The organism is Thermosynechococcus sp. (assembly GCF_046299635.1).
Classification (GTDB): Bacteria; Cyanobacteriota; Cyanobacteriia; order Thermosynechococcales; family Thermosynechococcaceae; genus Thermosynechococcus.
Map to the genome: position 1 here is coordinate 14,873 of NZ_JBKBHV010000001.1, position 25,066 is coordinate 39,938.

Sequence of the window (25,066 nt, forward strand, 5' to 3'; positions counted from 1 at the left end):
TATGAAAATCTCTCTAGATTCACCAAAAGGGGTAGGAATGCTAACAAATTTAGTTAATCGAGTTCACTTTCGCTATTGGCGTGGCGATCTCTTTGGTGGGTTGACGGCTGCCATTGTGGCCTTGCCGATGGCTCTGGCCTTTGGAGTCACCTCTGGCGCGGGTGCAACGGCGGGACTCTATTGTGTCGTCTTTCTCGGCTTTTTTGCCGCCCTCTTTGGGGGTACGCCGACGCTCATTTCCAATCCCACAGGGCCGATGACCGTCGTGATTACGGCAGTGATCACCCGTCTAACCAGCGAATATCCCGAACAGGGACTCTCCATGGCCTTTACGGTGGTGATGCTGGCAGGCTGTTTTCAAATCCTCTTTGGCCTATTGCGACTGGGCAAGTACATCACCCTCATGCCCTACACCGTGATCTCCGGCTTCATGTCGGGGATCGGCCTGATCATGATCCTGCTGCAAATTGGCCCGCTGTTGGGGCATAGCAGTCAGGGGGGGGTACTGGGGGCAGTGCAAAACTTGCCGGCGTGGATTCAAACGTTGAACCCGGCTGCCCTTGCCTTGGGGCTATTCACGTTGGGTCTAATTTACTTCACTCCCCAGAAAATTCGGCGGATTGTACCGCCACAACTCTTGGCCTTGGTTTTGGGCACGATTCTGTCAATAGTGTTTTTTGCGGATGCCGGTTTAACCCGCATTGGCACAATTCCCACGGGACTGCCGCAGTTTGTGCCCCCCACCTTTACGCTGCCGGCGCTGAAAACAATGCTGGTGGACGGCGCCATGCTGGGGATGCTCGGCTGTATTGACTCGCTCTTGACCTCGGTGATTGCCGATAGCATTACCCGCACCCAGCATGATTCTGATAAAGAACTTATTGGCCAAGGCATTGGTAACCTGCTATCCGGTCTCTTTGGTGGCCTGCCCGGTGCCGGTGCCACGATGGGCACGGTGGTAAATATCCAAGCGGGCGGCCGCACCTGTCTGTCGGGGATGATTCACGCCGTGATTCTGCTGATGGTGGTGCTGTGGGCTGCTCCTCTGACGGAACCGATCCCCACTGCCGTACTGGCGGGGATTCTGATTAAGGTGGGGATTGACATCATTGACTGGAATTTTCTCAAACGCGCCCATCTGCTTTCCCTGCGAGCCGCCTTCATTATGTACGGTGTGATGCTGCTGACGGTCTTTGTGGATTTGATCGTGGCAGTGGGGGTGGGCGTCTTTATTGCCAATATGTTGACGATCAAGCGCTTGGCAGATCTGCAATCGGAGGAGGTGCAGGCAATTACCCATGCCGATGATCAAACGCCCCTCACCCCTGAGGAAAAAGAACTCTTGCGCGAAGCCAAGGGTCAACTGTTGCTCCTCCACCTCGGCGGCCCGATGAGTTTTGGCTCCGCTTGGGCGATTTCCCAACGACAGGCCATCATGTCGGACTATAGAGTGCTGATCCTCGATGTCAGCAGTGTGCCCCTGTTGGGGGTGACGGCGACGTTGGCCATTGAGTCTCTGATCCAAGAGGCGCAAAAGCATCGTTTAGGGATTTTTTTGGTGAACGGTTCGGCGGACAAGGTGCAACGGCGGCTGCAACGCTTCCGTATTTTGGATCGATTGCCCGCTGATCATGTGGTGAGCGATCGCCGGCAGGCGCTTGAAAAAGCAATCCAGTTTCTGCATCAAACGGAAGATCAGGAAGCAATGGTGACAGGCAGCTACGAATAGCGGGAGACCGCCGGGTTTCCCTGCACATACCACCGCCAAGGAATCTCTTGTCCTTGGGAAATACCAATGCGGGTGGTTTGTACGACAGGGGCTATCAGGGGTTGGGGCGGCTTTTCTACCCAAAGGCCGCTCTCTTGCCCCAGCATTAAGCCGGAAAGCCGGCGATCGATCCCCAAGACTTGGCACAGTTTCCCAGGACCAGCGGCACTGCGGGGGGGTAATGGCGGACTGAGCATCTCAAGAGAACGAATGAGAACGGCACTGGCAAAGTTGGGGCGATCGCTGGCGATATTCAAGCAGTGGTGAATGCCGTAGATTTGATAGACATAAATTGTGCCGGGTGCTGCAAACATGGGGGCATTGCGAGCAGTTTGGCGACGGTAACCATGGCACGCCGGGTCGCCGGCCATATAGGCTTCGGTTTCGACAATACGGCCGCGGTAGAGTTGACCATTGGCCTGCTGCCGCACGAGAACACACCCTAGTAATTCTTTAGCCACTACTGGAGCGGGGCGGGCAAACCACTCAGGCGCTAAGCACCGATCTTGCTCAATGGGAACCCCGTTCAAGCAGCAACTCCTCCCTCAAGGCACGGCGCAGGGGGGCATTCAGGCCGGAGACGGTATAGAGCATGGCTTCCCGATAAAGACGCTGAACCGTGTGGCTCAACACTAAGGCACTGCCACCGATGGTCACTAGGGCGGCTTGGGCAGTTTGAACCGCAAGGTGAATCGCAGCGGCACGCAGTTGGGCATGGTAGGGGGGATTGACAGTCTCTAGCTCCCCTTGAATGCGATCGTAGAGGCGGTGCCAGCGATCGCGAAAGTGGTGATAGAGGTCTTTGGCGTCGCCATGCTCGGCTAAAATCTGCAAACTGGCTTGGGCACAGCCCATGGGGGCAGCACTCCCCCGCAGCAATTGCCGGCGATCGCGCCCAACTATCCAATCCGCCTCGCCAACCCCCACCACATCTTCGGGGGGGACAAACCAATCCACCACTTCCGCTTGTACCGTCTGGGTGGAGGGAGCAGCCGCCAAAGGCAAGGGTAGGGAGAGGTGCAAAATTCCGCCGCCAGTCTGTTGGGCATTGATAAAGGGCAGAAGGGCAAACAGAATCCGCCGATCCGGTAAAAGGGCGGCAGCCACAAACCGCGTCATGTGCTGAAAGCCACTGAGCCAAGGCAGCGTACCCCGCAGGAGATAGCCCCCACTGGTGGGTTGAGCTTGCAGATCCACGGGGTTGTGACGTAAATGGGAAAAGCTGACCCCAATCAACACTTGCCCCTTCATCAAATCCGCCAAGTGGGCTTGGGCAACCTTCCCTTCAGGATGTTCGAGAATCATCCCCAAGGCAGATTGATGTTGTGCGACTAAGAAAGCAAGGGCACCGGAGGTTTGCGCCAGTTGCACGCTCAAATGCCATAGCGTACGGCGATCGCACCCCACTCCCCCCATTGCCTTGGGTACCCCTAGGCGAAAAATGCCCAAGTTCCCTAGGGCTTGAAGACTCTCGGACAAAAGAGACTTTTGCTGATCAATGCGGTTGGCAGTTGGGGCGACAACGGTACGGAGGTAGGTCTGAATGTCCTTGAGGAGAGGCTGTGCTGCGGAATCAGCAAAGGCCAAGGCATCCATAGCTAAGAGTAGGCGAGATGAGCACGGGGGTTGTAGGACTCAATGGCCTGAAGTTGCCGATAGAGATCGCGTTCGGCATCACTCAGTTGGGGAGGCAGCGTAATCACAATTTCCACCAGCTGATCCCCGCGATCGCCATCGGGACGAGGATAACCTTTGCCCGCCAGTCTCAGGCGTTGACCCGTGCGTACCCCCGCTGGCACCATCATTTTTACCCAACCATCGAGGGTAGGGGCTTCAATTTGTCCACCGAGGGCAGCCTCACTAGGGGTAACGGGGAGTTCGCAAACAATGTCGTAGTCCTCAAGGCGAAAAAGGGGATGGGGAGTCACCTGAATTTTTAGGTAGAGATCGCCACCGCCCGTGCCTTGACCCCGCAGCCGAATCCGTTGACCGGTAACCATCCCCGGTGGCAGGGTCACTTCCAAAGAGCGGCCATCCCCAAGGCGAATCCGCTCCCGTCCCCCTTCGTAGGCTTTTTCGAGGGGAATTTCTAGGGTGGCTTCCGCATCGCGACGACTCACAGCAGTATAGGCGGTTTTGACAGTGCCGGGGCGAAAATAGTCTGTCTCTATCGTAGGCGAGCGACGGGGGGGATCCGCAGGAACCGTGGAGGTGCGGGGCGATCGCCGCCCCAACAGTTGATCCAAAAACTCTTGAAAGTTATCTTCGCTGAGATCGGGTTCTTCCCTGACACTGGTGCCATTGCGACGAGCCATAGTGGTGCGCTGTGAACTGCGACTGCGAAAACCGGGCTGTGACCAATATTCACCGTAGCGATCGTATTGCTCACGGCGAGCGGGATCACTCAAGACTTGGTAGGCTTCACTAATGTCTTTGAATTTCTCTTCCGCAGCGCGATCGCCCGGGTTCATATCGGGATGATACCGCCGTGCCAGTCGCCGATAGGCGCGTTTAATCTCCTCTGTGCTGGCATTGCGATCCACGCCCAAAAGCTGGTAGTAATCTCGAAAATTACGCATTGACCGTCCTATCTACACTCCCATTTCCAGCAAAGAAGGCAACGAAGTTCTACCAGTCGTCGTCATCCCAGTCATCCCATGCTGCCGAATCACTGCGTTGGGAATAACCACGGGAACGCCGTGAGCGGGGCGGCTGATCCCACTCATCCTCATAATCGTCCCGACGGCGCTCACGGCCTCGCACCGCATCAAGGCCTTTGTTCACTGCTTCCTTGAGATTGGGCAGCTTAAAGAGTTCCTCATCATCTTCCGCTTCTTCTTCGCTCAGGCGTAGTTGACGGACAAAGTCGTAGAGCCGCTCTTCAAGGGCAGCATAGGTGAGGTCAATCTGGCGATCGTCCTCATTGCGAATAGCTTCCTGCAATTGCCGCACCAAGGCTTCAATGGCACGGCGTTGATCAGCAGCAAACTGATAGCCAAATTCCTGAGCCGCTTCCCGTAGCTGACGTTCGGCGCGGTTAATCAAGTCTTGGGCACGGTTGCGCTTCTCAATGCGTGCCCGCCGCTGGCGATCGCCCGCCGCATTGGACTCAGCATCCAAGAGCATCTGCTGAATTTCCTCTTCACTCAGCGTTGACGCCCCCTGAATGACGACACTTTGCTCGCGGCCACTAAAGCGATCCAAAGCCACCACTTGGAGCAGGCCATTGGCATCCAAGTCAAAGGAGACTTGAATTTGGGGTACCCCTCGCGGTGCCGGCGGAATTCCTGTTAACCTAAAGCGTCCCAAGGACTTGTTGTGTTCTGCCAGTTCCCGTTCCCCTTGAACCACGTGGATTTCCACTTGGCTTTGGTTATTTTCTGAGGTTGAGAAAATATCGGAGCGACGCACCGGAATTGTGGTATTGCGGGGAATCAACACCTTCGTCACGCCGCCAATGGTTTCGACACCCAAGGAGAGGGGGGTCACATCCAGCAGCAGGATATCCTTCATATCCCCCGCGAGAATGCCGGCTTGAATGGCAGCACCGACGGCCACCACCTCATCGGGGTTGACGTTTTGGTTAGGTTCACGACCAATCATCTGCCGCACCAGATCCTGCACCATAGGCATCCGCGTCGCACCCCCCACCAGCACCACGGCATCAATTTGACTGGGGGTTAAGTGGGCATCCATCAGCGCCTGTTCGACCGGATAGCGCAGCCGTTGCAGCAGGTCTTGGCTGAGGTCTTCAAATTGGCGGCGGCTCAGGGTGGTTTCAATGTGTTTTGGCCCATCTGCCGTGGCGGTGACAAAAGGCAGATCAATGTTGGTTTCCAGTAGCCCAGACAGTTCAATTTTGGCTTTTTCGGCAGCATCGGTGAGCCGCTGAAGAGACTGGCGATCGCGCCGCAGATCAATGCCCTCTTTGGCAAGGAAGTCCTCCGCCAGCCAATCCACAATTAACTTATCAAAGTCATTGCCCCCCAATTGAGTATCACCGCTGGTGGCCTTCACCTCAAATACGCCATCGCCGACATCGAGAATCGAGACATCAAACGTGCCGCCACCAAGGTCAAAGACCAGAATCGTCTGCTCCTTCTGGCGATCGAGGCCATAGGCCAAAGCGGCCGCCGTCGGCTCATTAATAATCCGCCGCACATTTAGACCCGCAATGCGTCCGGCGTCACGGGTGGCCTGCCGCTGTGAGTCATTAAAGTAGGCGGGTACAGTAATCACCGCATCAGTGACCGGCTCCCCGAGATAGCGGCTGGCATCCTCCACCAGCTTGCGCAACACCATGGCGGAAATTTCCTCAGGGGCAAATTCCCGTTGCAGCCGTGGGCACTTAATGCGCACCTTGCCCGATTCGTCGCGGCGGATCGTATAGGGAACCCGTTTGGACTCTGGGGTCAGCTCACCGTATTCGCGGCCGATAAAGCGCTTCACGGCATAGAAGGTGTTTTGGGGATTGAGCACCGCCTGCCGCCGCGCCAACTGACCCACCAATCGCTCACCATCTTTGCCAAAGGCCACCACAGAAGGGGTGGTGCGGGAGCCTTCTGCATTGGCAATTACAACGGGTTTTCCCCCTTCCAACACCGCAATGACGGAATTGGTGGTTCCCAGATCAATGCCAACAATTTTGCCCATGCCGTTTGAACGACTCCGCACTGGTTAAAATAAATGAATAGCGTTATAGTAACGGATTATTTACCCTTTGTTACGCTTATTCGATTGTACGAGATCTGCCCTAGAGCGTCAGAATTGCTTTTTCCTCTGTGCTGCGCGATCGCTACAACGATATGGACAACCTCAGTTTTCACACCTCACATTCACCGCTGCTCATGGGTGAATTCTAGCGGTAAGATGACAGGCAAGAGGTTGCAGCACAGCTTATCAACTGTTGCTACACCCAATTCCGAGAAGGAGACCGTTCTATGCTACACCGCAAGCTTTATCAACTCTATACCGACGGCCAAGAAGTCTGGATTTACTTGCGGGATCAACAACGCCTAATTGACCGGGCACGCATTGTGGATATCGAAGGGAATGTTGTAACCATTCGCTATGAAACGGAGGAAGACGACGAAGTGTGTGCTTGGGAAGAGATCGTCAACATCGAAAGCATTGGCTCGATTTCACGACGGCTGGCAGCCGTTCCCCGAGGCTATGCGGAGTTACCGATTGCGGATGAGTGTCCAGAGGCGGAGCAATTGCCCAAGCATTCCTCGGAAACCGAACACGAGCGTTAGTTGTTATCCATGCGCTCAGCCCCCGTTGTGGAGGAGATAGCCACGATTGATGCCCAGTATATGGGGCGTTGCCTTGAGTTAGCGACTCGTGCCAAAGGCTGTACGGCTCCAAATCCCCTCGTGGGCTGTGTGATTGTAGCGGAGGGACGGGTCATTGGGGAGGGGTTTCATCCCAAGGCGGGGGAACCCCATGCCGAGGTTTTTGCATTGCGCAGTGTTGCTGAGGGCGATCGCCCCCTCCTCAGCAAGGCCACCCTCTACGTCAATCTTGAACCCTGCAACCACTATGGCCGTACGCCCCCCTGTACCGAAGCAATTATTGCGGCGGGCATTCCTAGGGTAGTGGTGGGCATGATTGATCCCAATCCCCAAGTGGCGGGGGCGGGTGTGGAACGCTTGCGCTCAGCGGGCATAGAAGTCAGGGTGGGGGTGCGGGAAGCCGAGTGCCAACGTCTCAATGAAGCTTTTGTCCATCGGGTGCGCTACCGGCGTCCCTTTGGCATTCTCAAATACGCCATGACCTTGGATGGCAAAATTGCCTCTAGTGCGGGTCACAGTCTCTGGGTGAGTGGCGAAGCCGCACGGGCGATGGTGCATCAACTGCGCTCTGAATGTGATGCCATAATTGTGGGGGGTAACACCGTGCGCCTCGATAATCCCCTGTTGACCTCGCGCCATGAGCGCAATCCCCTACGGGTAGTAATGAGTCGTGCCCTTGATTTGCCCCCCAATGCCTTGTTATGGGAAACGAGTACTGCTCCGACCTTGGTGGTGACTTCTGCTTCGCCCCAGCATCCCCTCATTCCCCACTTGCAGGCACGGGGTGTGGAGGTTGTACACCTAGAGCCACTAACACCGACAACCGTTATGGCACAGCTCTATCAACGGGAGATCATGACCGTGCTGTGGGAATGCGGCGGTTCCTTGGCCGCAGCGGCGATCGCCGAAGGGATGGTACAAAAAATCTGGGCGTTTATTGCGCCAAAAATCATTGGTGGCTCTACTGCCCCCGCCCCAGTCGCTGATCTAGGCTTAACCAAGATGAATGAGGCTTTATGCCTAGAGAATGTGAGTTGGCAAACCGTGGGCGAGGACATTCTCGTAGTGGGCTACCTACCCTCTAGGCCTCCGGTTCCGTGACCTCAATAATAGTGCAGCCCGTTTCTGTGGGGGGCGTATCCGCCTGCTCATAGAGCAAATCAATCCACAGCGACTCCGGGTAGGGCTTGCGACTAGAGACATAAAAGAGCCAATGCTGACTAACATTGAGGGACTCTCGCCGCAACTTGGCCATTGCAGGGGTTGTAATCAGGCGTAGGGCAGCGTTGGCATTGCGCCACTGCTCAATAATTCCAGCCGCAACCCGCAGGGTTGCCCCCTCGCTATTTTCTAATTCTAAAATGCCGTCAATATGGATACTCTCCCACCAGTGCTGTGGATCCCGGAGATCCAATCCTTGGCCATCCATATAGTCAATGAGGTTGGGGAGATATTCGCGAATAAAGTTTTGGACAACACTAAAGGGAGGAAAAGGACGCAAGACCTTGAGGTGGCTTGCTGTTTGTTGAAACCACAGCTTGTGGTAAGTCATGGGGACAAAGCTCCGTCAGAAAGGCGATCGCCACAAATCGTTACAAACTCGTTTATTCTACCAAGCAAGCTTGCCTTGATCGTCCCTGAGACTGAAGATTAGTATGTGCCACTTTTAGCTTAATCTGGCACAAGTGTTATAGGACAATTTTGGCTTAACGAGCAATGATGAGAAGGATGTAAACTGACTTACATTATTAAAAAAAACTATACACACTGGTTAGCTAACTTTACTTTACTTATTCATTTATTGGAAATAATGATTTTTATTTTTTGGCGCAAAATTAAGCCCAAGTCATGATAAACTCAGGCTTTTTGATTATTAACCAGTAGGTAGAAAATTCATATTTTTATTTTGCAGCAGATAATTAATTCCCCAGAGATGGCATGGCGAGACCGAAGGGAGGCTTGTCATTTGGTTGTGGATTGGGTAAAGTCACCTAGAAGTTTCGTCGTGGTGCCAAAACACCCTTTGCATAAACAATAGATTGGGACAGTTTTAGGCATAGATGCGGCGAGTGGCCTTTGGCTACCTTGGACGATTGCTCATGATGTGTGTTCTCAGTTCACTGCTTTGTCGAATCACTGTCAATTTCGTGTGCGAGGAGGATTACCTTGAGCAACGATAGTCGTATCCCTACTGCCTCTCAGAATGCACCCCTTGCATCTGCCTCTCTGCTTGGTCGTTCGCTGCGCTCCCTTTGTTCCTGTCTGCCTTTACTGGGCACTTTTGCCCTAGTTCAGCCTACGCAAGCCCTTGATTTGATAACTCTTGCGGGCGATCGCGATCTACGTCCAAAGGATGTTCGCGCCGAATCTCTCAACCTCCCCTCCCTCTTCAACACTGAAACCCAAGACCCCCTAGTTGAATTGGAAAACCCTTTATCCGCCGACAAAACTGAATTACTCCAAGGCGTGACTCAGGTGGCATGGCAGCGCACCGTTGAACCTGAGCTGCGTTTTGACCCACTCATCCCCACAAGAGCACCTGCGCCAACCCTATCAGCCTTTGCCTCCTTTGAGCGTCTCAGCCGCCCTTCTGAACCCACCTTCAAAGTGGTAGATCGTCGCGTTCGCACCGATAGCTTGGCAGATCTCGTGACACAAGCGACTACCTCGGTCGTTGCCTCCTTGATTACCGATGCCCCCTTAGCGATGGGCGGATCTTTAGAACAAACTACGACGGAAATTGAACCGGAAGCAGCAGCGGCAGAAACCACTCAACCTTCCCAACCATCAGCACCTACTAGCTATTGGCCAGTGTCCACCTCTGCACCAAGGCCCATCCTAGCACCTGTCCCTCTGGGTCGTGCCTCTAAGTGGCAACGTCGCACGATGCCTGTACCTGTTTCAGTTCAAAGACCCCTCACCTCACCTAGTTTCGCCCAGCCCACAATTAACCATCGCCCGCAAACAACAACAGTAACGGCAGTGACACCTGCCGCTGTGCAGCCCATTGTGCCCCCTGTGCCCGTCAAGGTAGCACGCGCAATTGTGACTCCACCCTTACCCAGTAATCTCGATCTACCCCCTCTACCCAACTCCGATCGCTTCCTACCTAGGCTGACGACGAACTTTATCTGGCCGGCGCGTGGCGTGCTGACCTCTGGTTTTGGCCCGCGTTGGGGACGGATGCACCGAGGAATTGATATTGCCGCTCCCGTGGGCACACCTATCTATGCTGCTGCTGCCGGTGTAGTGACCTACTCCCAGTGGAACTCCGGCGGATATGGCAATCTGGTGGAAATTCGCCATGCCGATGGGACGCTGACGCTCTATGCCCACAACCAACGCAACTTGGTGCGCGTTGGTCAATACGTTGAGCAGGGTCAGCAGATTGCCGAAATGGGGAGTACTGGCCGCAGCACAGGACCCCACGTTCACTTTGAAGTGCATCCCCAAGGGCGGGGTGCGGTGAACCCGATGATCTTTTTGCAACGCAGCCAAGGCTAGTCGTTGACGGTCTATTTTGTGGGGGCGGGGCTGGGAACCCCTGTTTCTCTCACGATTCAAGCATGGACTTGCCTTCAACAGGCACAAGTGGTTCTCTACGATGCCCTGCTCTGCCCTAGCCTCCTAGAACTCACACCCGATGATTGCTTGCGGGTGGCAGTGGGCAAACGGGCGGGAGGTGAGGTATTTCCCCAATCAGAAATCAACCGCCTTTTGGTGGACTATGGCCAGCAGTATGAACGGGTGGTTCGGCTCAAAAGTGGCGATCCGGGACTGTTTGGCCGTCTCCATCAGGAACTGGAGGCTGTGCTGGGGGCAGGGCTTGAGGCAGTGGTGATTCCGGGGGTTTCGTCCGCGCTGGCGGCACCCCTATTGGCAGGGCTGTGTGTTACAGCGAAAGATGTAAGTCAGTCAGTGGCCATTTTGTCGGGGCATGCCCCGGAGACCCTTCCTTGGTCAGCGATCGCCCAAATGGAGACGCTGATATTTTTGATGGCCACCCGTTCCCTGCGGCAAATTGTCGAGGAATTGCTGAGGCAGGGGCGATCGCCCACAGAGGGATTGGCCATTCTGCAATGGGCCGGGCAACCCCAGCAACAGGTTTGGTTTGGCACCCTCGAGGGCTATCTAAAGACACCCCACTTTCCAGACATGGCACCTGCGGTCGTGGTGATTGGCGCGATCGCCCAAAAACGCTACCCTGTGGCTAGTCTAGATCTGGCATTCCCTGACTGTTTGAGGACTTCCCCAGCACCCATGTCTCGACTCCACGGCAAAACCATTCTCGTCACGCGGGCAGCAACCCAAGCAAGTGAGTTTACTCAGCAACTCACAGCAGCAGGTGCCACCGTTTTAGAAATGCCGACACTGGAAATCGTACCCCCCAGTTCTTGGCAGCCACTGGATCAGGCCTTGGCGCAACTCGATACCTTTGACTGGCTGATTCTCACGTCCCACAATGCCGTTACCTTTCTAATGGAGCGGCTACAGGGTCATGGCAGAGATAGCCGTGCTCTTGCCGGTCTCAAGATTGCTGTTGTCGGTCACAAAACCGCCCAAACCCTCAGCAGTTACGGCTTAGTGGCTGACTTTACCCCCACTGAATTTGTTGCCGATGCCCTAGTGGCCGAATTCCCAGAACCGGTTGTGGGCTTGCGTTTTCTTTTTCCACGGGTTGAAAAAGGGGGGCGACCCATCTTGGTGGAGGCCTTTACGGCTGCCGGAGCCGAGGTTGTTGAGGTACCCGCTTATGATTCCCGCTGTCCCCAAGCAGCTGATGCCCAAGTCTTAGCGGCGTTGCAAGCGGGTCAGGTGGATATCGTCACCTTCACCAGTTCTAAGACAGTGAAACATTTTTGCCAATTGGTGGGTGCTCAGGCGGCAGAGCTACTTCAGAATGTACAGATTGCCAGTATTGGCCCGCAAACCTCGCAAACTTGTCGCAAACTCTTGGGACGAGTGGACGCTGAAGCCACAGAACATACCCTTGAGGGACTCCTTCAGGCCTTATTACAGATAACTTAGTGTTTTGGGTACACCAATCCGCTAGTGTGAAAATAAGGACTGTTTTAAGGCAATTGTGGAGCATGACACACGCAACCGATGTGTTGACCCTTGGCCGTTGGATGGCGGCGGATTTTAGTAACCAAGCCCAAGCCTTTGAGAATCCGCCCTTCTATGCCCATATTCGGGTGTGTATGCGACCCCTGCCCAATGGTTTTTTGGAGGGCATTGCCCTTTATGTGGAACAGGCCTATGACTATCTGCTGGCGGTTCCCTACCGCACGCGGGTTTTGGAACTGGTGCCCGCCAATGATCACATTGTGATTAAAAATTATGTGCTCAAGGATGAAAAACGCTTCTTTGGAGCAGCTCGCGATCGCCAACGGCTGTACGGGATGACCGCCGATGATCTAGAACTTCTCTGCGGCTGCAACATGCTCACCTACTGGACGGGGCACAGCTTTCGCGGCGAAGTGGAGCCGGGCAAAGCCTGCAAAGTGGTGCGCAAAGGACGGGAAACCTATTTAGACAGTACGTTTGAAATTGATGGCGATCGCTTCATTAGCCATGATCGCGGACGAGATCCCGAAACCGATGAGCACGTGTGGGGATCGGTGGCGGGGCCTTTTCACTTTGTGCGCTGGCAGAGTTTTGCCGATGAAATTGTGGCTTAGGCCGTCTGCCAGTCGGGTAGAGGCTTGCCTTGGTAATAGAGGCGAAAGAGACCCCAAGCGCCTAGGGCGATCGCCACCAAGCTAACCACTTGGGCAATCCGCAACGACCCCACCATTAGGCTATCCAGGCGCAGCCCCTCAATCCAAAAGCGACCCATGCTGTAGGCAATGGCATAGACCATCAGGAGCGTCCCCGGCTTTTGATAGCGAGGTTGAGGAAAGAGCCACAGGAGGAGAAGAAAAACTCCCAGATTCCAGAGAGACTCGTAGAGAAATGTGGGGTGGTAGTAGGCTTCGTGCAGAAATTGGGGCGGGCGCTGCGGCGGAGGGATATAGAGTTTCCACGGCAAATCGGTAGGCGCACCAAACGCCTCGGAGTTAAAAAAATTCCCCCAGCGGCCAATGGCCTGACCCAAAATCAAGGAAGGGGCAATTACGTCGGCCACCTGCCAAAAGGAAAGCCGTTGCACATAGGTAAAGATAGCCATCGCTAGCATACCGCCAAGGATGGCACCGTGAATGGCAATGCCGCCTTTCCAAATTTGCGCCACTTGATCCAAGTGCTTTTGGTAAAAGCCCCAGTTAAAGGCGACGTAATAGAGCCGTGCCGCAGGAATAGCCGCCACAACTAACCAAATTGCCAGATCCGCAATCAGATCAGGATTAATCTGCCGCTGGCGTGCCAAGCGTTGACTCAGCCAAATGCCAATAAAGACGGCAAGGGCAATGAGGATCCCATACCAGCGGAGGGTGATAAACCCCAGCTCAAGGGTAGCACCGGGGGACTGGAAGGTGGCAATCATGCCTAGAGCAGGTTCTAAACGGCACGGGCAGTCTGAATGACAGTGGCAAAGGCGTCAGCATCCAGCACGGCCAATTGCGCCAGCATCTTGCGATTCAGTTGAATCTCGGCTTTTTTCAGGGCGCCCATCAGTTGACTGTAGCTCATGCCGTGTTGACGGGCAGCCGCGTTAATCCGGGCAATCCAGAGCCGCCGAAAATCTCGTTTGCGCCGCCGCCGATCGCGATAGGCATTACACAGTGCCTTCATGACCACCTGATTGGCGGTGCGGAAGAGCTTGGAGTGCCCCGCACGATAGCCTTTGGCCAGCTTGAGAATTTTTTTACGCCGTTTGCGGGCAACGTTACCCCGTTTGACCCTTGCCATAGTTCAACTTCACCTTGATGAAAACTGAGAATTTATCAATTAAACATAGGGCAGCATCAATGATACCCGCTCAAAATCCCGTGGATCGACGAGAGCTTTGTGAGAAAGACGATTCTTGCGATCGCTGGACTTGTGCTCTAGCAGATGGTTCTTGTTGGCCTTGCGGCGGACAAACTTACCACTGCCCGTCGTCCGAAATCGTTTGGCAGCAGCACGACGTGTTTTTAGCTTTGGCATAGCCTTGCCCTGTTTTAGACACAGCTTACTAGTGTACTATTTTGAAGGGAATCTTGGCAAGATACATGGAACTGGAGTTCATTCCTGTCGAAGAGTTTTATTTTGCCCTGACATTGGCCATGCGCACCCTAGAAGACTTGGGCGATGCGGCATTTGTGGAGCGAGTGCGATCGCGCTTGAAGGAGCGGTTCGGTCAAGCCTCAACGGTTGCTGCCGCCAAGCAAAACACCTTTAACTATGTCTTTCGCGTCAAGGGGGTGGACAATAGCCCCGCGCCGCAGCTGATGCTTTCGATTGCCGATTGGCAGGGGAAAATCCGCCTCAGCAGTGACTACGGCTGGACATTGGATGCGCAGCGCAAAACAGTCCGCACCGAGAAATTTGGCGATCGCCCCCAATTTTGCCAGCAGGTGAAAGTCCACCTTGCCCGGTGGCTGGATCTGCCTGAATTTCTTGAGGTTTAGATGTTTGATCTAGAGACAGCCATTGATACAGCAATTAAAACATGGTCGGTGATCCATACCCCCTTTTTAGCTCCAGATGGAGTGATGCAGGCTCTAGGTACCTTGGAGCAGCGGGCGGATGTCCATGGTCTGGCTTGGGGGGGCTACCCTCAGGCGGAACGCTGTCGGCTGGCGATCGCCCCTGCTGCACTCAATCTTGAGGAGCACCGACCTCCCTTGGCCTTAGTGCGGCTAACGGGCAACTTTCTCTTTGACCCGGCCACCTACGGTGATTTTGAGCGAGCGATCGCCACTGCCGGCCTCGATGCGGGGGACTATGGCGACGTAATTCTTCTCGGAGAACGGGGGGCACAGATCATTCTCATTCCTGAGCAAGTGTCACTCCTTCAAGAACACTTAAAACAGGTGCGCACCGTAGCGGTGACCGTTGATCTGTGTGATTGGTCAGAACTGGCCGTAGCGCCTCCGCAACGGAAATCCCTCAGTACCGTCGAGGCCTCTTTGCGCTTGGATGCCGTGGCCTCAGCCGGGTTTGGTGTCTCCCGCAGTAAAATGAGCGAGTGGATTAGCCAAGGGCTGGTGCGGGTCAATTGGCAAATCGTGCAGCAACCGCGGCATCTTCTCAAAGTCAATGACCTCATTGCCATTCGCGGCAAGGGGCAATTGCAGATTCAAGACATTCAAGTCACCAAGAAAGAACGCTACCGCATTCAGATGGAGCGCATTCGCTAAAGCCATGGACCTGCTGCTGTCGAAATTGCTGCCGCCACTGCTGTATCCATTACCCTTGGCCTGTTGGGCATTGATCTTTGCTATTGTCCGCTTCTGGCGTGCCCCCAAACAGGCAGCGATCGCCCTTGTGATTGCCCTCAGCATTTTACTCCTGAGCGGTAATGACTATGTGGCAACGGCTCTCATTGCTTCCCTAGAGCGGCAGTATTTACCTCCTGATCCCATGCCCAAAGCCGCCGCCATTGTTGTTCTGGGTGGTGCTGTTGTCCCCCAGACTGCGCCAAGACCTTGGGTAGAAGTCACTGAAGGGGGCGATCGCATTCTCTACGGTGCCCATCTGTTTCGCCAAGGGTATGCCCCCTATCTCATCCTCAGTGGTGGTCGCATTGAGTGGCTCGGCGAAACCTTTCAGCGGGGAGAAGCAGCGGATATGGCCGAAATTGCCACCACCTGCGGCGTGCCGACGGACAAAATACTGCTGGACACCACCTCACTGAATACCTACGAAAACGCCGTCAATGTCAAAGCCCTCTTGGAGAAACATCAAATCGAAGGCGACCTGCTGCTGGTTACATCGGCTTACCACATGCCGCGATCTGTCGCCATTTTTCGCCGCTTGGAGATGAACGTCATTCCAGCGCCCACCGACTATCGGTATCTCTCGATCGCGCGATCGCCCACGTGGCAAAACCTCCTGCTCAGTCTGATTCCCAATCCCTACAACGTGTACATCACCACCATTGCCCTGCGGGAATACCAAGGCCTGCTCGTCTATAAACTGCGGGGTTGGCTTTAGAGGTCTTGAGCTCGCAGAAACGCTTGACACGCCTCCACAAAGGCAGTAGTTGACTCATAGGGCAGAACATTGCGCCCCGGAATGACCACCCCTTGGGCATTGGGAAACATCTCTGTGTAGAACCGTAACCGTTCCTCAGCTCCCTCAGCCCCGCCGTTACGACTAATACTGGAGGCCTGATCTCCCATCACCACCAGAACAGGCTGCCGAGTCTCCTGCATTTTCTGACGGTAATCCCGCCGCCAAAAGCCCGACAGAAATGAATACACCGCATGGCGAGTCTCAAGATCAGCACACCCCACCACCAGCATTTTTAACCACTCATCATCCACATTCTCAGGCTTGGCAAAAAGCTGATTGATCGAAAACTGTCGCAGGAAACTTTCTTGGCGGGCATAGAGATAAAAGCCCCAACCCAAGGGAGAATCAAAAAGATTCCAGCGCACCCTTTGCCAAGCGGGATCCGTATTTTCGGAAACTAAGGGTGCTACCGGGGGTCCACTGAGAATCATTACTTGTACTACTTGGGGATCAAGGTGGACTAGCTCCATCGCCACAGGAAACAATGCCCCTTGGACAACAAGAATCACCGCTTGGCGAATCTCAGATGTGATCAAGAAATGTAACTGAGCCGCCCAATCTTCGGGAAAGTAGGCGCAATGGGGCAAGGCACTCCGGCCACAGCCCAGCAAGTCAGGGACGTAGAATGAGTAACCTTCCCCTTGAGATTGCCAGTAGTTGACACAGCGATCCCAGAAGTGCCCAGAGAGGCCAACCCCCACTGGATGGATAAAAAGAATGGGGCTTTGCCCTTCTTCCGAACTCAAGCGATAAGCGCAGGAAAGACCCTGCCACTGATAAGTTTTAGAGGCCAACGACAGCATTCCTGACACTCCTGCAAATTTCTTGAAAGAACTCTTGTAACGCAATCAACAGTAAACTTGTTACTCCCCTCAACAATATGACTGATCCCTAACATTCGGTAGCAATTTTAACCAAATTTTTCCCTTGTCTTAACCTAATCCCTTGAATCTGTTGCTTATCCTGACGAAAGGGTGGTTCTATCGGTTTGCCTCTTTGAAATGTGTGGGCAACCGTCACCCCGAATCTAAATTACTTGCAAAACGTTGTTTACTCCGCTAGGAAACATCGCCATGTTTACATCTGCAAAAAGCTATGCTCGGCTAGGAGTAGTCGCAGCCATCGCAGCTCTGTCGGGTAGCCTGATTCCTGCTGCTTTGTCTCAGCAAAGTGCACCTGTGGTTCGCATTGATGGCTCCAGCACTGTTTACCCCGTAACTGAAGCTGCTGCCGAACAATTTCAAAAAGCGCAGGGGGGTAAAATCCGCGTCACTGTCGGGATTTCAGGGACAGGCGGTGGTTTTAAGAAATTCTGCCGCGGTGAAACAGATATTTCCAATGCCTCGCGGCCAATCTTGGCCAAAGAAATGGAGGCTTGTAAGGAAAACAAGGTTCAGTACATCGAGCTTCCCGTTGCTTATGACGCTCTGACCGTGGTAGTCAACCCCCAAAATAACTGGGCTAGCTCCTTGACGGTGGCAGAGCTGAAAAAAATATGGGAGCCGGATTCTAAGATCAACAACTGGAACCAGATTCGCTCTAACTTTCCCAACCTTCCCTTGAAACTGTTTGGTGCCGGTGCCGACTCCGGAACCTTTGACTACTTCACCGAAGCAATTGTCGGCAAGGCTAAATCCAGCCGCAAGGACTATACTGCCAGTGAGGACGATAACGTGCTGGTACAGGGGGTGAGCCGTGAACGGGCAGCCCTTGGTTACTTTGGCTATGCCTACTACATGGAAAACAAAAACAAACTCAAGGCGGTGGCCATTGATAACGGCAAAGGCCCCGTTATGCCCTCGGAGAAAACCGTTCTCGACGGTACTTACCAGCCCCTATCGCGCCCCATCTTTATCTATGTCAATGCCAACTCTGCCAAACGGCCAGAAGTACGCCAGTTTGTCAGCTATTACCTGAGCAACGGTCCGGCAATTGTTCGGAAGTCGAAGTATGTGCCGCTGCCCAGCAGTGCCTACAAGAGAATTCTGGCAAGGTTCAACAAAAACCAAGTGGGTACTGCCTTTGGGGGTAAAGAGCCGGTTGGCCTGAAGATCGATGATCTTCTGAAACGAGGTCTGCAATAAGAGAGCAGAACTTAACCATACCGAACAGGGTGTTCGGTTTAGTCGAGGCCAGCACCCTGTTTTATAGTTTTCATAAAAAAGTTAAGTTTAGAGTTGCTCCTATGGCACAGGATTCTTTCTCACTCAGGACCAACCTTCCTGTTTCTTTGCCCTCGCGGGCAGTGCGCGTTTGGCGCGAGCGAATCATTGCCTCTATTTTATTCTTTGCGGCCATCTCCTCGGTTTTTACAACCCTGACGATCACCTACATTCTATTTTCAGAAACGGTGATCTTCTTTGAGAAGGCTATGGAGATGCAGAAAATATCGCTCGGTCAGGCGCTGCTGGAGTTCTTCACAAGTACTGATTGGTCTCCCTTGATTGAGCCGGTGGGCATCGGTATCTTACCATTGCTGTCGGGAACGCTGACAACCTGTTTCATTGCTAGCTGTGTGGCCGTTCCGCTGGGCACGATTTCTGCTATCTATCTCAGTGAATTTGCGCCTGCCAAGGTGCGAGAGATTCTCAAACCAATTTTAGAAATTTTGGCCGGTATCCCCACTGTGGTCTACGGTTACTTTGCGCTGTTATTCATTACGCCCTTGCTCCAAAAAATTATCCTAGGCGTGCAGAAGTTCTTCATACCAGGTAAAGAGGAATGGGAGTATTTTCAGTTGCCTGGCTTTAACATGTTGGGAGCCGGCATTGCCGTAGGTCTTATGGTGCTTCCTTACATTTGTAGTCTTGTTGAGGACTCTCTCCAAGCAGTCCCTTTAGGATTAAGAGAAGGCTCCTATGCGATGGGGGCAACGCGCATCCAAACAGCGTTTAAGGTACTCTTGCCGGCTGCGACTTCGGGAATCGTTGCTGCCTACATTCTTGGCTTTTCGCGAGCGGTTGGTGAGACGATGATTGTGGCGGTGGCGGCCGGTTTGCAACCCCGCTTTACCTTCAACCCCCTTGAAGCAGCCGCAACAACGACCGCATTTATTGTCTCTGTTAGCTTGGGTGATTTGCCCCACGGTTCCTTGGAATATCAGTCTATTTTTGCTGCGGGGATCATGCTCTTTTTTGCTACCTTGTTAATGAACGTCATTGGATACTTCCTCAGTCGGCGTTATCGAGAGGTTTACTGATGATTCGCAACCCAAAACTCATCGCCGTCCTCCACGACCCGATTGCCATTGCTGAATCTATCCGCCGGCGTAAGCTCTGGGAACAGGTCTTTATTGTCTTTGGTTGGTTTTCCCTTTTAGTTGCCCTTCTAACATTGGTGTTCCTAGTTGCCGATCTGTTCATTCGCGGCTGGCCTTTACTTAACCTGAGATTCTTTTTATCGCCCCCCAGTAGTGATCCAGAGGAAGCGGGGATTCTCACCGCATGGGTGGGGAGCTTGTTGGTTATCTTGGTAACAATTGTAGTGGCGGTGCCCCTTGGAATTGCTGCGGGTGTTTACTTAGAAGAATATGCCCCCAAAAACTGGCTGTTGGACTTTATTGAAATCAACATCACGAACCTAGCAGGTGTTCCTTCGATTATTTATGGGCTTTTGGCTCTTGGTTTCTTTGTCTATATTCTCAAGTGGGGGGAGAGTATTCTTACGGCCGGCTCAACACTGGCTTTGCTCATTTTACCGGTGGTGATTGTAACTACTCGTGAGGCTCTACGGGCGATTCCAGTAGGAATACGAGAGGCCGCTTATTCTGTAGGGGCTAGCCGTTGGCAAATGATTTTTGACCATGTATTGCCCTATGCGATGGGGGGGATTTTGACGGGGATTATCGTTGGTATCTCCCGTGCAATTGGCGAAACCGCACCCTTGATTACGATTGGTGCGCTGACTTTTATTACCTTTTTGCCAGACGCACCGATTAAAGGGGAGTTTCCCTATATTTCCTTCAACTGGATATGGTCACCTTTTACCGTTCTGCCAATCCAAATGTTTAACTGGGTTTCCCGCCCCCAAGAAGCCTTTCAGGTCAATTCGGCGGCAGCAGGTATCGTCCTGTTGGTGTTAACCTTGGTGGTGAATGCGACGGCGATTTATTTGCGCTATCGCTTCAGGAAAAGTATCAAGTTCTAGTCTTAGGGATCGTTACAATGGTTCAGTTGACCGAGGGAAGTGCAATGACTCAGGAAGGTCCTCTGCGAAAGCTGGCAGAAGTGCGAGATCTTAACTTTTACTACGGCCGCAATCATGCCCTCAAGAACATTAACTTACCTATCTATGAGAAAAAAGTAACTGCTTTGATTGGTCCTTCAGGCTGCGGTAAGACAACATTGCTGCGCTGTTTTAACCGTATGCATGACCTCTATCCGGGCAACCGCTATGAGGGGGAAATCTGGCTAGGCAATGACAATCCACGGAACCTGTTGCAGATGGATCCCATTGAGGTGCGGATGCGGATCGGCATGGTGTTCCAGAAGCCGAACCCTTTTCCTAAATCAATTTATGAGAACATTGCTTATGGGCTTCGAGTACGGGGCATTAACAATAAGTCAATTCTCGATGAGGTGGTGGAGCGATCGCTACGCAATGCTGCCCTCTGGGATGAAGTGAAAGATCGCTTAAAGGAGCCGGCCACTTCCCTGTCTGGCGGTCAGCAGCAACGGTTGTGCATTGCCCGCGCCTTGGCCACGGATCCCGAAATTATCCTTTTTGACGAGCCGACCTCCGCCCTAGACCCCATTGCCACGATCAGCATTGAAAACTTGATCGTTGAACTCAAGGATCGGGTGACGATTTTGATCGTTACCCACAACATGCACCAGGCCAGTCGGGTGTCGCAATTTACTGCCTTTATGTATCTTGGGGAGTTGGTAGAGTACAACGAGACGATGTCTATTTTCACCAAGCCAGTAGAGCAGAAAACAGCGGATTACGTTAGTGGCCGTTTTAGTTGATTGCCTAGTGCTTCAAGTCCGCTTGAAAATGTGGTCTAAGGGGCGACTCGTGATTGTGGATGGATTCCTACCCTAGGGTTAACAGTTATTTGTTCTAGCTCTAGGAGCACAGTTATGGTGGCATCGCTGGGGATAACGGTAAAGAGAGGTTTCACTCCAAGCGATCGCCCGTGAATTAGCCATCCGTCTTGCTGACCACCTACGTGCGGGTTCCTCACTCTGCCGTAGGCTGGAAAATTCTCTTAGAGACAGAACAAATTCCCGATCAACGCACCTGCCTTGATGTCTTGGTTGCTTTCTTAACCCTCCTACTTCCCGAATCCATTGATGTCTATGGGCGGCAGTTGGGAGAGCAGCGTCCTGCTTGAGGAGTACGGCTGCGACCTCGGCCAGTGGCTGCACCAACCTCGGCAGCGGCTCTCGATCGCCAAAGTGAACCCTTAGCCCTAGCGGCCAGCGTCTTCGCAGTCTTTGGTTTAGGAGCCGTAGGCCAATGGCAGTCTCCTAGTGTTTGGTTGGCAGGAGTGTACCAGAACCCCCTTCTTGGCTGACGATTCAAGAAACGGAGCAACTTCAGCAGTTGATGCTCCAACTAGAGACCCACATTCAAACCTTGGAGACAGAATTCAAGACCACCCCTCCATGGGCAATTTCCGAACGGGAATACCTAGCGGTCACCCTACGGGAACAGCGGGCAGCACTGTCTTGGGTGCAACAACGACTGGCCTTTGAACAGCATGCTGAACGTCAATATCAAGCGGCGCTCAAACTGGCGGAGCAGGCGACCCTTACTATCAAGGCCCAGCAATCATCAGCGGCCAAGACCTTGTGGGAGCAGGCGATCGCTACCTTAGACGTATTCCCAATACAACGTTTGTTGCCTCCCTTGCCCAAATCAAGCAGTGGCAATATAGCCGCAGAATGCACCAACTACAATAAAGGCAGCACGCGAATCCCCAACAGCCTGCCATGACCCTGAAGCATTCCCTGAACCTGCCCCCTCTGGAGAGTGGCGATCGCCTGAGTCGAGCGGAATTCGAGCGGCGCTATGCCGCCATGCCCCACCTGAAAAAAGCAGAACTAATTGAGGGAATAGTTTACGTGGCTTCACCGGTTCGTGTCAGTCACAGTCAACCCCATGCCGCAATGATAGGTTGGCTGTTTTTTTACACCGTGATGACGCCGGGGCTAGGCTGCTACGACAATCCGACGGTTCGCTTGGATGGGGATAACGAGCCGCAGCCCGATGCCGTTTTGCGCCTTGAAAAGGGGGGCAACTCTCACATAAGTGAGGATGGCTATATCGAGGGGGCACCGGAACTGGTGGTTGAAATTGCCGCCAGCAGTGCTGCCTACGATCTCCACGACAAGCTGAGGGTGTACCGCCGCAACGGTGTTCAGGAATACCTCGTCTGGTGTACCTATGATCGCCAGATTCACTGGTTCTATCTGGAGGCAGGGGAATATGAGTCCCTAACCCCCGATGGCGAGGGGGTTCTTCGCAGTCGCCGGTTTCCCGGCCTCTGGCTAGCCACCCAAGCCTTACTGGAGCATGATCTGGGGACGGTCTTGCAAGTCCTCCAACGGGGAATTGCTACTCCAGAACATCAGGCGTTTGTGCAAATCTTGAGCAATACATGATCATCTCGGCACCTCTTTAGGCAGTTGTTCTCCCCCTCAATGAGTAGTGGCCTTGAAGAGAAATGGCTATTTTGGATTGATCATGGCGGCCCATTTACAGAGATCGTTGCCCGTCGTCCCGCGGGTCAAATGGTGGCACCCAAGCTGCTTTTCAAAAATCCAGAACAGTCTCGTGATGCGGCGATCGCAGCTCTGCGGGTGCAAAACTACGAGACCATCTGGGGCAGCACCCCGGCGGAGATGGGACAATTCGTGTCCTTGAGTTTCGGGAACCCATGACCGTCAGCCTCCTCAGCCGGTCGCGGAGAATTATCCCTTTTGGCCTTGCGGGTGGTGACTGCGGTGCCGTGGCTGAAAATCAATGACTACAGTCGGGACACTTGCCCCATCCCTTAGCAGGAACTGCCATCATCAATGTCCAAGCAGGCGATCGCCTGCGCATTTGTACCCTCGGTGGTGGTGGCTTTGGGGCACCCAATATATCAGAGAATATATCAGATTAGATATATCACATTAATCTTCATCGTCGGTGGGTTGACCGTTGCTGCTCACTTGTTTGAGGTGAATGTGCTTACGACCAAGGGTAATTTCAAATTCATCCCCCGGCTTGAGATTCATTTGCTTGGTATAGGCTGAACCAATGAGCAAATTGCCATTGGCTTGTACTGTAATTCGATAACTGGCACTGCGACCACCTCGGCTGCTACCGCGTCCTGACTTACTGTCAAGACTAAGACCCAAGGCTTCAAGAAGTGCCTTATTAAACTTCAGTTTGCTGATGCGCTCCTTGCCACTTTGGGTAACTGTGTAGTAGCCACAGGCTTTTGCTTTTTCCTCGTGGCTGAGATGTTCCAGTTGTCTGTACTTCTCTAGTAAAGCAGCACCTGTCAAGGGTTCTACTTGTTTGCGTTCCATTTCAACCTACCTTTTCAACAATTCAAATACTGCCTCTCCATTGGCGATTCGATTAAAGATTGCCAAAGTTTGACAGTAAATGGGGAATGAATGAGTCTCTATCTTTAGCAAACCATAATTTTTTTCAGAATTCAAGTTGCGATCGCCTTTGGGTCAGGGTTTTACATTTCCTTTAGACGAGTTACATTTACACTCCTTTTCACAGAGACGGAAGAGGGTCAAAAAATGCGAAGGCTAGTATAGGAAAGCCCTCCACCTCTCTTACAGCCCTTTTCACAGGGGTAGCACAGGCTGAAAACTCCAAAAGCCACAATGGAAGAGGTTTCCATTCCCTTTATATCTCCCATATTTAAGAAAAGAGCTGTATATACTCCATGCTTCAGAAAATGACTCTAATAAAACTTACAGCGCTTTTTGCAAGAGTTGAATATGCTTACAACAGTCCCTTCAGCGTGAGGTAGAAAAGCCCGAAGGTGACTTTAGTTCACACATCACCAAAATTACACATCGCCAAAATTAGAGAGCAATGCGGTGAAAAAACCGAACGGCAAGAAAGTCAGTGGAACCCTGAGGTTCAACCTTGAGAAACTAAATAGAGCTGGTTTAACAACGCTGTTATAGGTCTAGCTATGAGCTGGGTAACAATCCTATGACTTTAGTAAGAGGGTCAAACCCTAGTGAGCCTGCTGATCATTGTCAACTATTTGGAAAAATAGAAGCAAGCTCAAGCACTTGTTCAGGAAACTGCGGCAGTTGGACAACGCTATTGGTTGGAATAATTCTTTTGCTGAGATAGCCAAATTGCCCCAGTGTAACTTCAGCAGGTTCGCTATAGACTTCCAGCGTGCGATCGCTGAGGTTCAACAGCCAGTAATGGGGAATCTTGGCTTCAGCATAAAGAGATAGTTTCACTGTGCGATCGTACTCTAGGGATGAATCCGCCACTTCTATCACAAGGAGCGTGTCCGCAGGCGTGGGATGGGCTGAGGCATAATCATCTTCGCGATTCAAGACAATCGCTATATCGGGTTCTGGCTCACCGTCAAAGGCAATCGTAATAGGCGACTGGCACTGAAGCGTGGCACGATCGCCCACAATCTTCGGTAAAACTCGCAACAATCGCCGCAGACAGCTTTCGTGCGCTGTTCCCTTAGCAGCCATTCGCACCAGTTCCCCCCGAATTAGCTCAATGTGGTCATCTTCATTCAGAAAGCCAAGTTCCACTAAACGGTGATAGTCCTGCACCGTAAATCGTACTGGTTGGGGGGATGAAGCAGGGTGGCCAGTAGTAGTGATCATGATCTTAATTGTAGGAAAAGCCT

The 25,066-nt window shown here is 53.0% G+C and carries 30 protein-coding genes and 1 pseudogene; 20 read left to right on the forward strand and 11 right to left on the reverse strand.

Features of this window, described 5'->3' with window-relative positions; translation table 11 throughout:
- The first annotated feature begins 37 nt into the window (after nt 1–37).
- Nucleotides 38–1,729: a SulP family inorganic anion transporter gene (locus tag ACK4IR_RS00115; RefSeq protein ID WP_409870982.1), complete on the forward strand. Its 1,692-nt coding sequence runs from the start codon at nt 38–40 to the stop codon at nt 1,727–1,729.
- Here ACK4IR_RS00115 and ACK4IR_RS00120 read toward each other — a convergent pair.
- The 4 genes from ACK4IR_RS00120 to dnaK are packed head-to-tail and all read right to left on the reverse strand — an operon-like array spanning nt 1,720 to nt 6,421.
- A complete protein-coding gene (locus ACK4IR_RS00120) occupies nt 1,720–2,298 on the reverse strand; it encodes a DNA-3-methyladenine glycosylase (protein WP_409870985.1) in 579 nt (192 codons plus the stop codon). The two genes, ACK4IR_RS00115 and ACK4IR_RS00120, sit on opposite strands and share 10 nt — an antisense overlap.
- On the reverse strand, nt 2,279–3,355 hold the full coding sequence (locus ACK4IR_RS00125; RefSeq protein ID WP_409870987.1) for an acyl-CoA dehydrogenase family protein: 1,077 nt from the start codon (nt 3,353–3,355) through the stop codon (nt 2,279–2,281). Before ACK4IR_RS00125 ends, ACK4IR_RS00120 begins: the two co-directional genes overlap by 20 nt.
- Nucleotides 3,356–3,366: 11 nt before the next feature.
- Nucleotides 3,367–4,347: a DnaJ C-terminal domain-containing protein gene (locus ACK4IR_RS00130; protein WP_409870990.1), complete on the reverse strand. Its 981-nt coding sequence runs from the start codon at nt 4,345–4,347 to the stop codon at nt 3,367–3,369.
- A 49-nt stretch (nt 4,348–4,396) separates the two neighbouring features.
- Entirely contained in the window at nt 4,397–6,421 is a 2,025-nt protein-coding gene (gene dnaK, locus ACK4IR_RS00135) for a molecular chaperone DnaK (protein WP_409870992.1), read from the reverse strand.
- Between the two features lie 287 nt (nt 6,422–6,708).
- Between dnaK and ACK4IR_RS00140 the strand changes: the two genes are divergently transcribed.
- Entirely contained in the window at nt 6,709–7,023 is a 315-nt protein-coding gene (locus ACK4IR_RS00140; RefSeq protein WP_024125163.1) for a DUF6679 family protein, read from the forward strand.
- Nucleotides 7,024–7,032: 9 nt separating this feature from the next.
- Entirely contained in the window at nt 7,033–8,163 is a 1,131-nt protein-coding gene (gene ribD, locus ACK4IR_RS00145) for a bifunctional diaminohydroxyphosphoribosylaminopyrimidine deaminase/5-amino-6-(5-phosphoribosylamino)uracil reductase RibD (RefSeq protein ID WP_409870995.1), read from the forward strand.
- Here ribD and ACK4IR_RS00150 read toward each other — a convergent pair.
- Nucleotides 8,144–8,614, reverse strand: coding sequence for a hypothetical protein (locus ACK4IR_RS00150; RefSeq protein ID WP_409870998.1), 471 nt, complete (start codon nt 8,612–8,614; stop codon nt 8,144–8,146). The genes ribD and ACK4IR_RS00150 overlap by 20 nt on opposite strands.
- A 1,574-nt stretch (nt 8,615–10,188) precedes the next feature.
- Here ACK4IR_RS00150 and ACK4IR_RS00155 point away from each other — a divergent pair.
- From ACK4IR_RS00155 to ACK4IR_RS00165, 3 genes and pseudogenes are all read left to right on the forward strand, one after another.
- Nucleotides 10,189–10,566: pseudogene (locus ACK4IR_RS00155) on the forward strand (M23 family metallopeptidase); the annotation flags it as partial.
- A gap of 3 nt (nt 10,567–10,569) precedes the next feature.
- Nucleotides 10,570–12,090 (forward strand): uroporphyrinogen-III C-methyltransferase, encoded by a 1,521-nt coding sequence (gene cobA, locus ACK4IR_RS00160; RefSeq protein WP_409871001.1) that lies wholly within the window; start codon nt 10,570–10,572, stop codon nt 12,088–12,090.
- Between the two features lie 62 nt (nt 12,091–12,152).
- Nucleotides 12,153–12,743: a chromophore lyase CpcT/CpeT gene (locus tag ACK4IR_RS00165; protein ID WP_409871003.1), complete on the forward strand. Its 591-nt coding sequence runs from the start codon at nt 12,153–12,155 to the stop codon at nt 12,741–12,743.
- Here the strand turns inward: ACK4IR_RS00165 and lgt are convergent.
- Genes lgt through rpmI form a run of 3 tightly spaced genes read right to left on the reverse strand, consistent with a single transcriptional unit; the run spans nt 12,740 to nt 14,148 of the window.
- Entirely contained in the window at nt 12,740–13,546 is an 807-nt protein-coding gene (lgt, locus tag ACK4IR_RS00170; protein WP_409871006.1) for a prolipoprotein diacylglyceryl transferase, read from the reverse strand. The genes ACK4IR_RS00165 and lgt overlap by 4 nt on opposite strands.
- A 14-nt stretch (nt 13,547–13,560) precedes the next feature.
- Nucleotides 13,561–13,911: a 50S ribosomal protein L20 gene (gene rplT / locus ACK4IR_RS00175; RefSeq protein ID WP_409871008.1), complete on the reverse strand. Its 351-nt coding sequence runs from the start codon at nt 13,909–13,911 to the stop codon at nt 13,561–13,563.
- Nucleotides 13,912–13,950: 39 nt separating this feature from the next.
- Nucleotides 13,951–14,148 (reverse strand): 50S ribosomal protein L35, encoded by a 198-nt coding sequence (gene rpmI / locus ACK4IR_RS00180; protein WP_409871010.1) that lies wholly within the window; start codon nt 14,146–14,148, stop codon nt 13,951–13,953.
- A gap of 65 nt (nt 14,149–14,213) precedes the next feature.
- On the opposite strand from rpmI, the gene ACK4IR_RS00185 reads away from it, so the two are divergent.
- From ACK4IR_RS00185 to ACK4IR_RS00195, 3 genes are read left to right on the forward strand one after another with little or no spacing between them, the layout of a single operon-like run.
- Nucleotides 14,214–14,612, forward strand: a complete 399-nt coding sequence (locus tag ACK4IR_RS00185) for a hypothetical protein (protein ID WP_409871013.1) — start codon at nt 14,214–14,216, stop codon at nt 14,610–14,612.
- The gene (locus tag ACK4IR_RS00190; protein ID WP_409871016.1) at nt 14,613–15,344 is read left to right on the forward strand and encodes a photosystem II S4 domain protein; all 732 of its coding nucleotides are present in this window, start codon (nt 14,613–14,615) and stop codon (nt 15,342–15,344) included.
- A 4-nt stretch (nt 15,345–15,348) separates the two neighbouring features.
- Nucleotides 15,349–16,140 carry a YdcF family protein gene (locus tag ACK4IR_RS00195; protein ID WP_409871018.1) on the forward strand — a complete coding sequence of 264 codons (792 nt, stop codon included), beginning with the start codon at nt 15,349–15,351 and terminating at the stop codon, nt 16,138–16,140.
- On the opposite strand, the gene ACK4IR_RS00200 is transcribed toward ACK4IR_RS00195, so the two are convergent.
- Nucleotides 16,137–17,024: an alpha/beta fold hydrolase gene (locus ACK4IR_RS00200; RefSeq protein ID WP_409871020.1), complete on the reverse strand. Its 888-nt coding sequence runs from the start codon at nt 17,022–17,024 to the stop codon at nt 16,137–16,139. The genes ACK4IR_RS00195 and ACK4IR_RS00200 overlap by 4 nt on opposite strands.
- A gap of 270 nt (nt 17,025–17,294) precedes the next feature.
- Between ACK4IR_RS00200 and ACK4IR_RS00205 the strand changes: the two genes are divergently transcribed.
- From ACK4IR_RS00205 to ACK4IR_RS00255, 11 genes are all read left to right on the forward strand, one after another.
- Nucleotides 17,295–18,305: a PstS family phosphate ABC transporter substrate-binding protein gene (locus ACK4IR_RS00205; protein ID WP_409871021.1), complete on the forward strand. Its 1,011-nt coding sequence runs from the start codon at nt 17,295–17,297 to the stop codon at nt 18,303–18,305.
- Between the two features lie 101 nt (nt 18,306–18,406).
- Complete coding sequence (gene pstC, locus ACK4IR_RS00210; RefSeq protein ID WP_409871400.1) at nt 18,407–19,420, forward strand: phosphate ABC transporter permease subunit PstC; 1,014 nt, start codon at nt 18,407–18,409, stop codon at nt 19,418–19,420.
- Nucleotides 19,420–20,367, forward strand: coding sequence for a phosphate ABC transporter permease PstA (gene pstA, locus ACK4IR_RS00215; RefSeq protein ID WP_409871024.1), 948 nt, complete (start codon nt 19,420–19,422; stop codon nt 20,365–20,367). The genes pstC and pstA overlap by 1 nt, the downstream gene beginning before the upstream one ends.
- Nucleotides 20,368–20,411: 44 nt before the next feature.
- Entirely contained in the window at nt 20,412–21,188 is a 777-nt protein-coding gene (gene pstB, locus ACK4IR_RS00220) for a phosphate ABC transporter ATP-binding protein PstB (protein WP_409871027.1), read from the forward strand.
- A gap of 188 nt (nt 21,189–21,376) precedes the next feature.
- Entirely contained in the window at nt 21,377–21,556 is a 180-nt protein-coding gene (locus tag ACK4IR_RS00225) for a hypothetical protein (RefSeq protein ID WP_409871029.1), read from the forward strand.
- A gap of 24 nt (nt 21,557–21,580) precedes the next feature.
- On the forward strand, nt 21,581–21,739 hold the full coding sequence (locus ACK4IR_RS00230) for a hypothetical protein (RefSeq protein WP_409871032.1): 159 nt from the start codon (nt 21,581–21,583) through the stop codon (nt 21,737–21,739).
- On the forward strand, nt 21,700–22,161 hold the full coding sequence (locus ACK4IR_RS00235; protein ID WP_409871034.1) for a hypothetical protein: 462 nt from the start codon (nt 21,700–21,702) through the stop codon (nt 22,159–22,161). Before ACK4IR_RS00230 ends, ACK4IR_RS00235 begins: the two co-directional genes overlap by 40 nt.
- A complete protein-coding gene (locus ACK4IR_RS00240; protein ID WP_409871037.1) occupies nt 22,158–22,829 on the forward strand; it encodes a Uma2 family endonuclease in 672 nt (223 codons plus the stop codon). The genes ACK4IR_RS00235 and ACK4IR_RS00240 overlap by 4 nt, the downstream gene beginning before the upstream one ends.
- 39 nt (nt 22,830–22,868) lie before the next feature.
- Nucleotides 22,869–23,108, forward strand: coding sequence for a hypothetical protein (locus ACK4IR_RS00245; protein ID WP_409871406.1), 240 nt, complete (start codon nt 22,869–22,871; stop codon nt 23,106–23,108).
- On the forward strand, nt 23,105–23,194 hold the full coding sequence (locus ACK4IR_RS00250) for a hypothetical protein (RefSeq protein WP_409871039.1): 90 nt from the start codon (nt 23,105–23,107) through the stop codon (nt 23,192–23,194). Before ACK4IR_RS00245 ends, ACK4IR_RS00250 begins: the two co-directional genes overlap by 4 nt.
- 15 nt (nt 23,195–23,209) lie before the next feature.
- Nucleotides 23,210–23,332 (forward strand): hypothetical protein, encoded by a 123-nt coding sequence (locus ACK4IR_RS00255; RefSeq protein ID WP_409871041.1) that lies wholly within the window; start codon nt 23,210–23,212, stop codon nt 23,330–23,332.
- 10 nt (nt 23,333–23,342) lie between these two features.
- Here the strand turns inward: ACK4IR_RS00255 and ACK4IR_RS00260 are convergent, their stop codons facing one another.
- Together ACK4IR_RS00260 and ACK4IR_RS00265 are read right to left on the reverse strand one after the other, a co-directional pair.
- Complete coding sequence (locus tag ACK4IR_RS00260; RefSeq protein ID WP_409871043.1) at nt 23,343–23,744, reverse strand: AbrB family transcriptional regulator; 402 nt, start codon at nt 23,742–23,744, stop codon at nt 23,343–23,345.
- A 696-nt stretch (nt 23,745–24,440) separates the two neighbouring features.
- Entirely contained in the window at nt 24,441–25,043 is a 603-nt protein-coding gene (locus tag ACK4IR_RS00265) for a Uma2 family endonuclease (protein ID WP_409871046.1), read from the reverse strand.
- Nucleotides 25,044–25,066 lie beyond the last annotated feature (23 nt).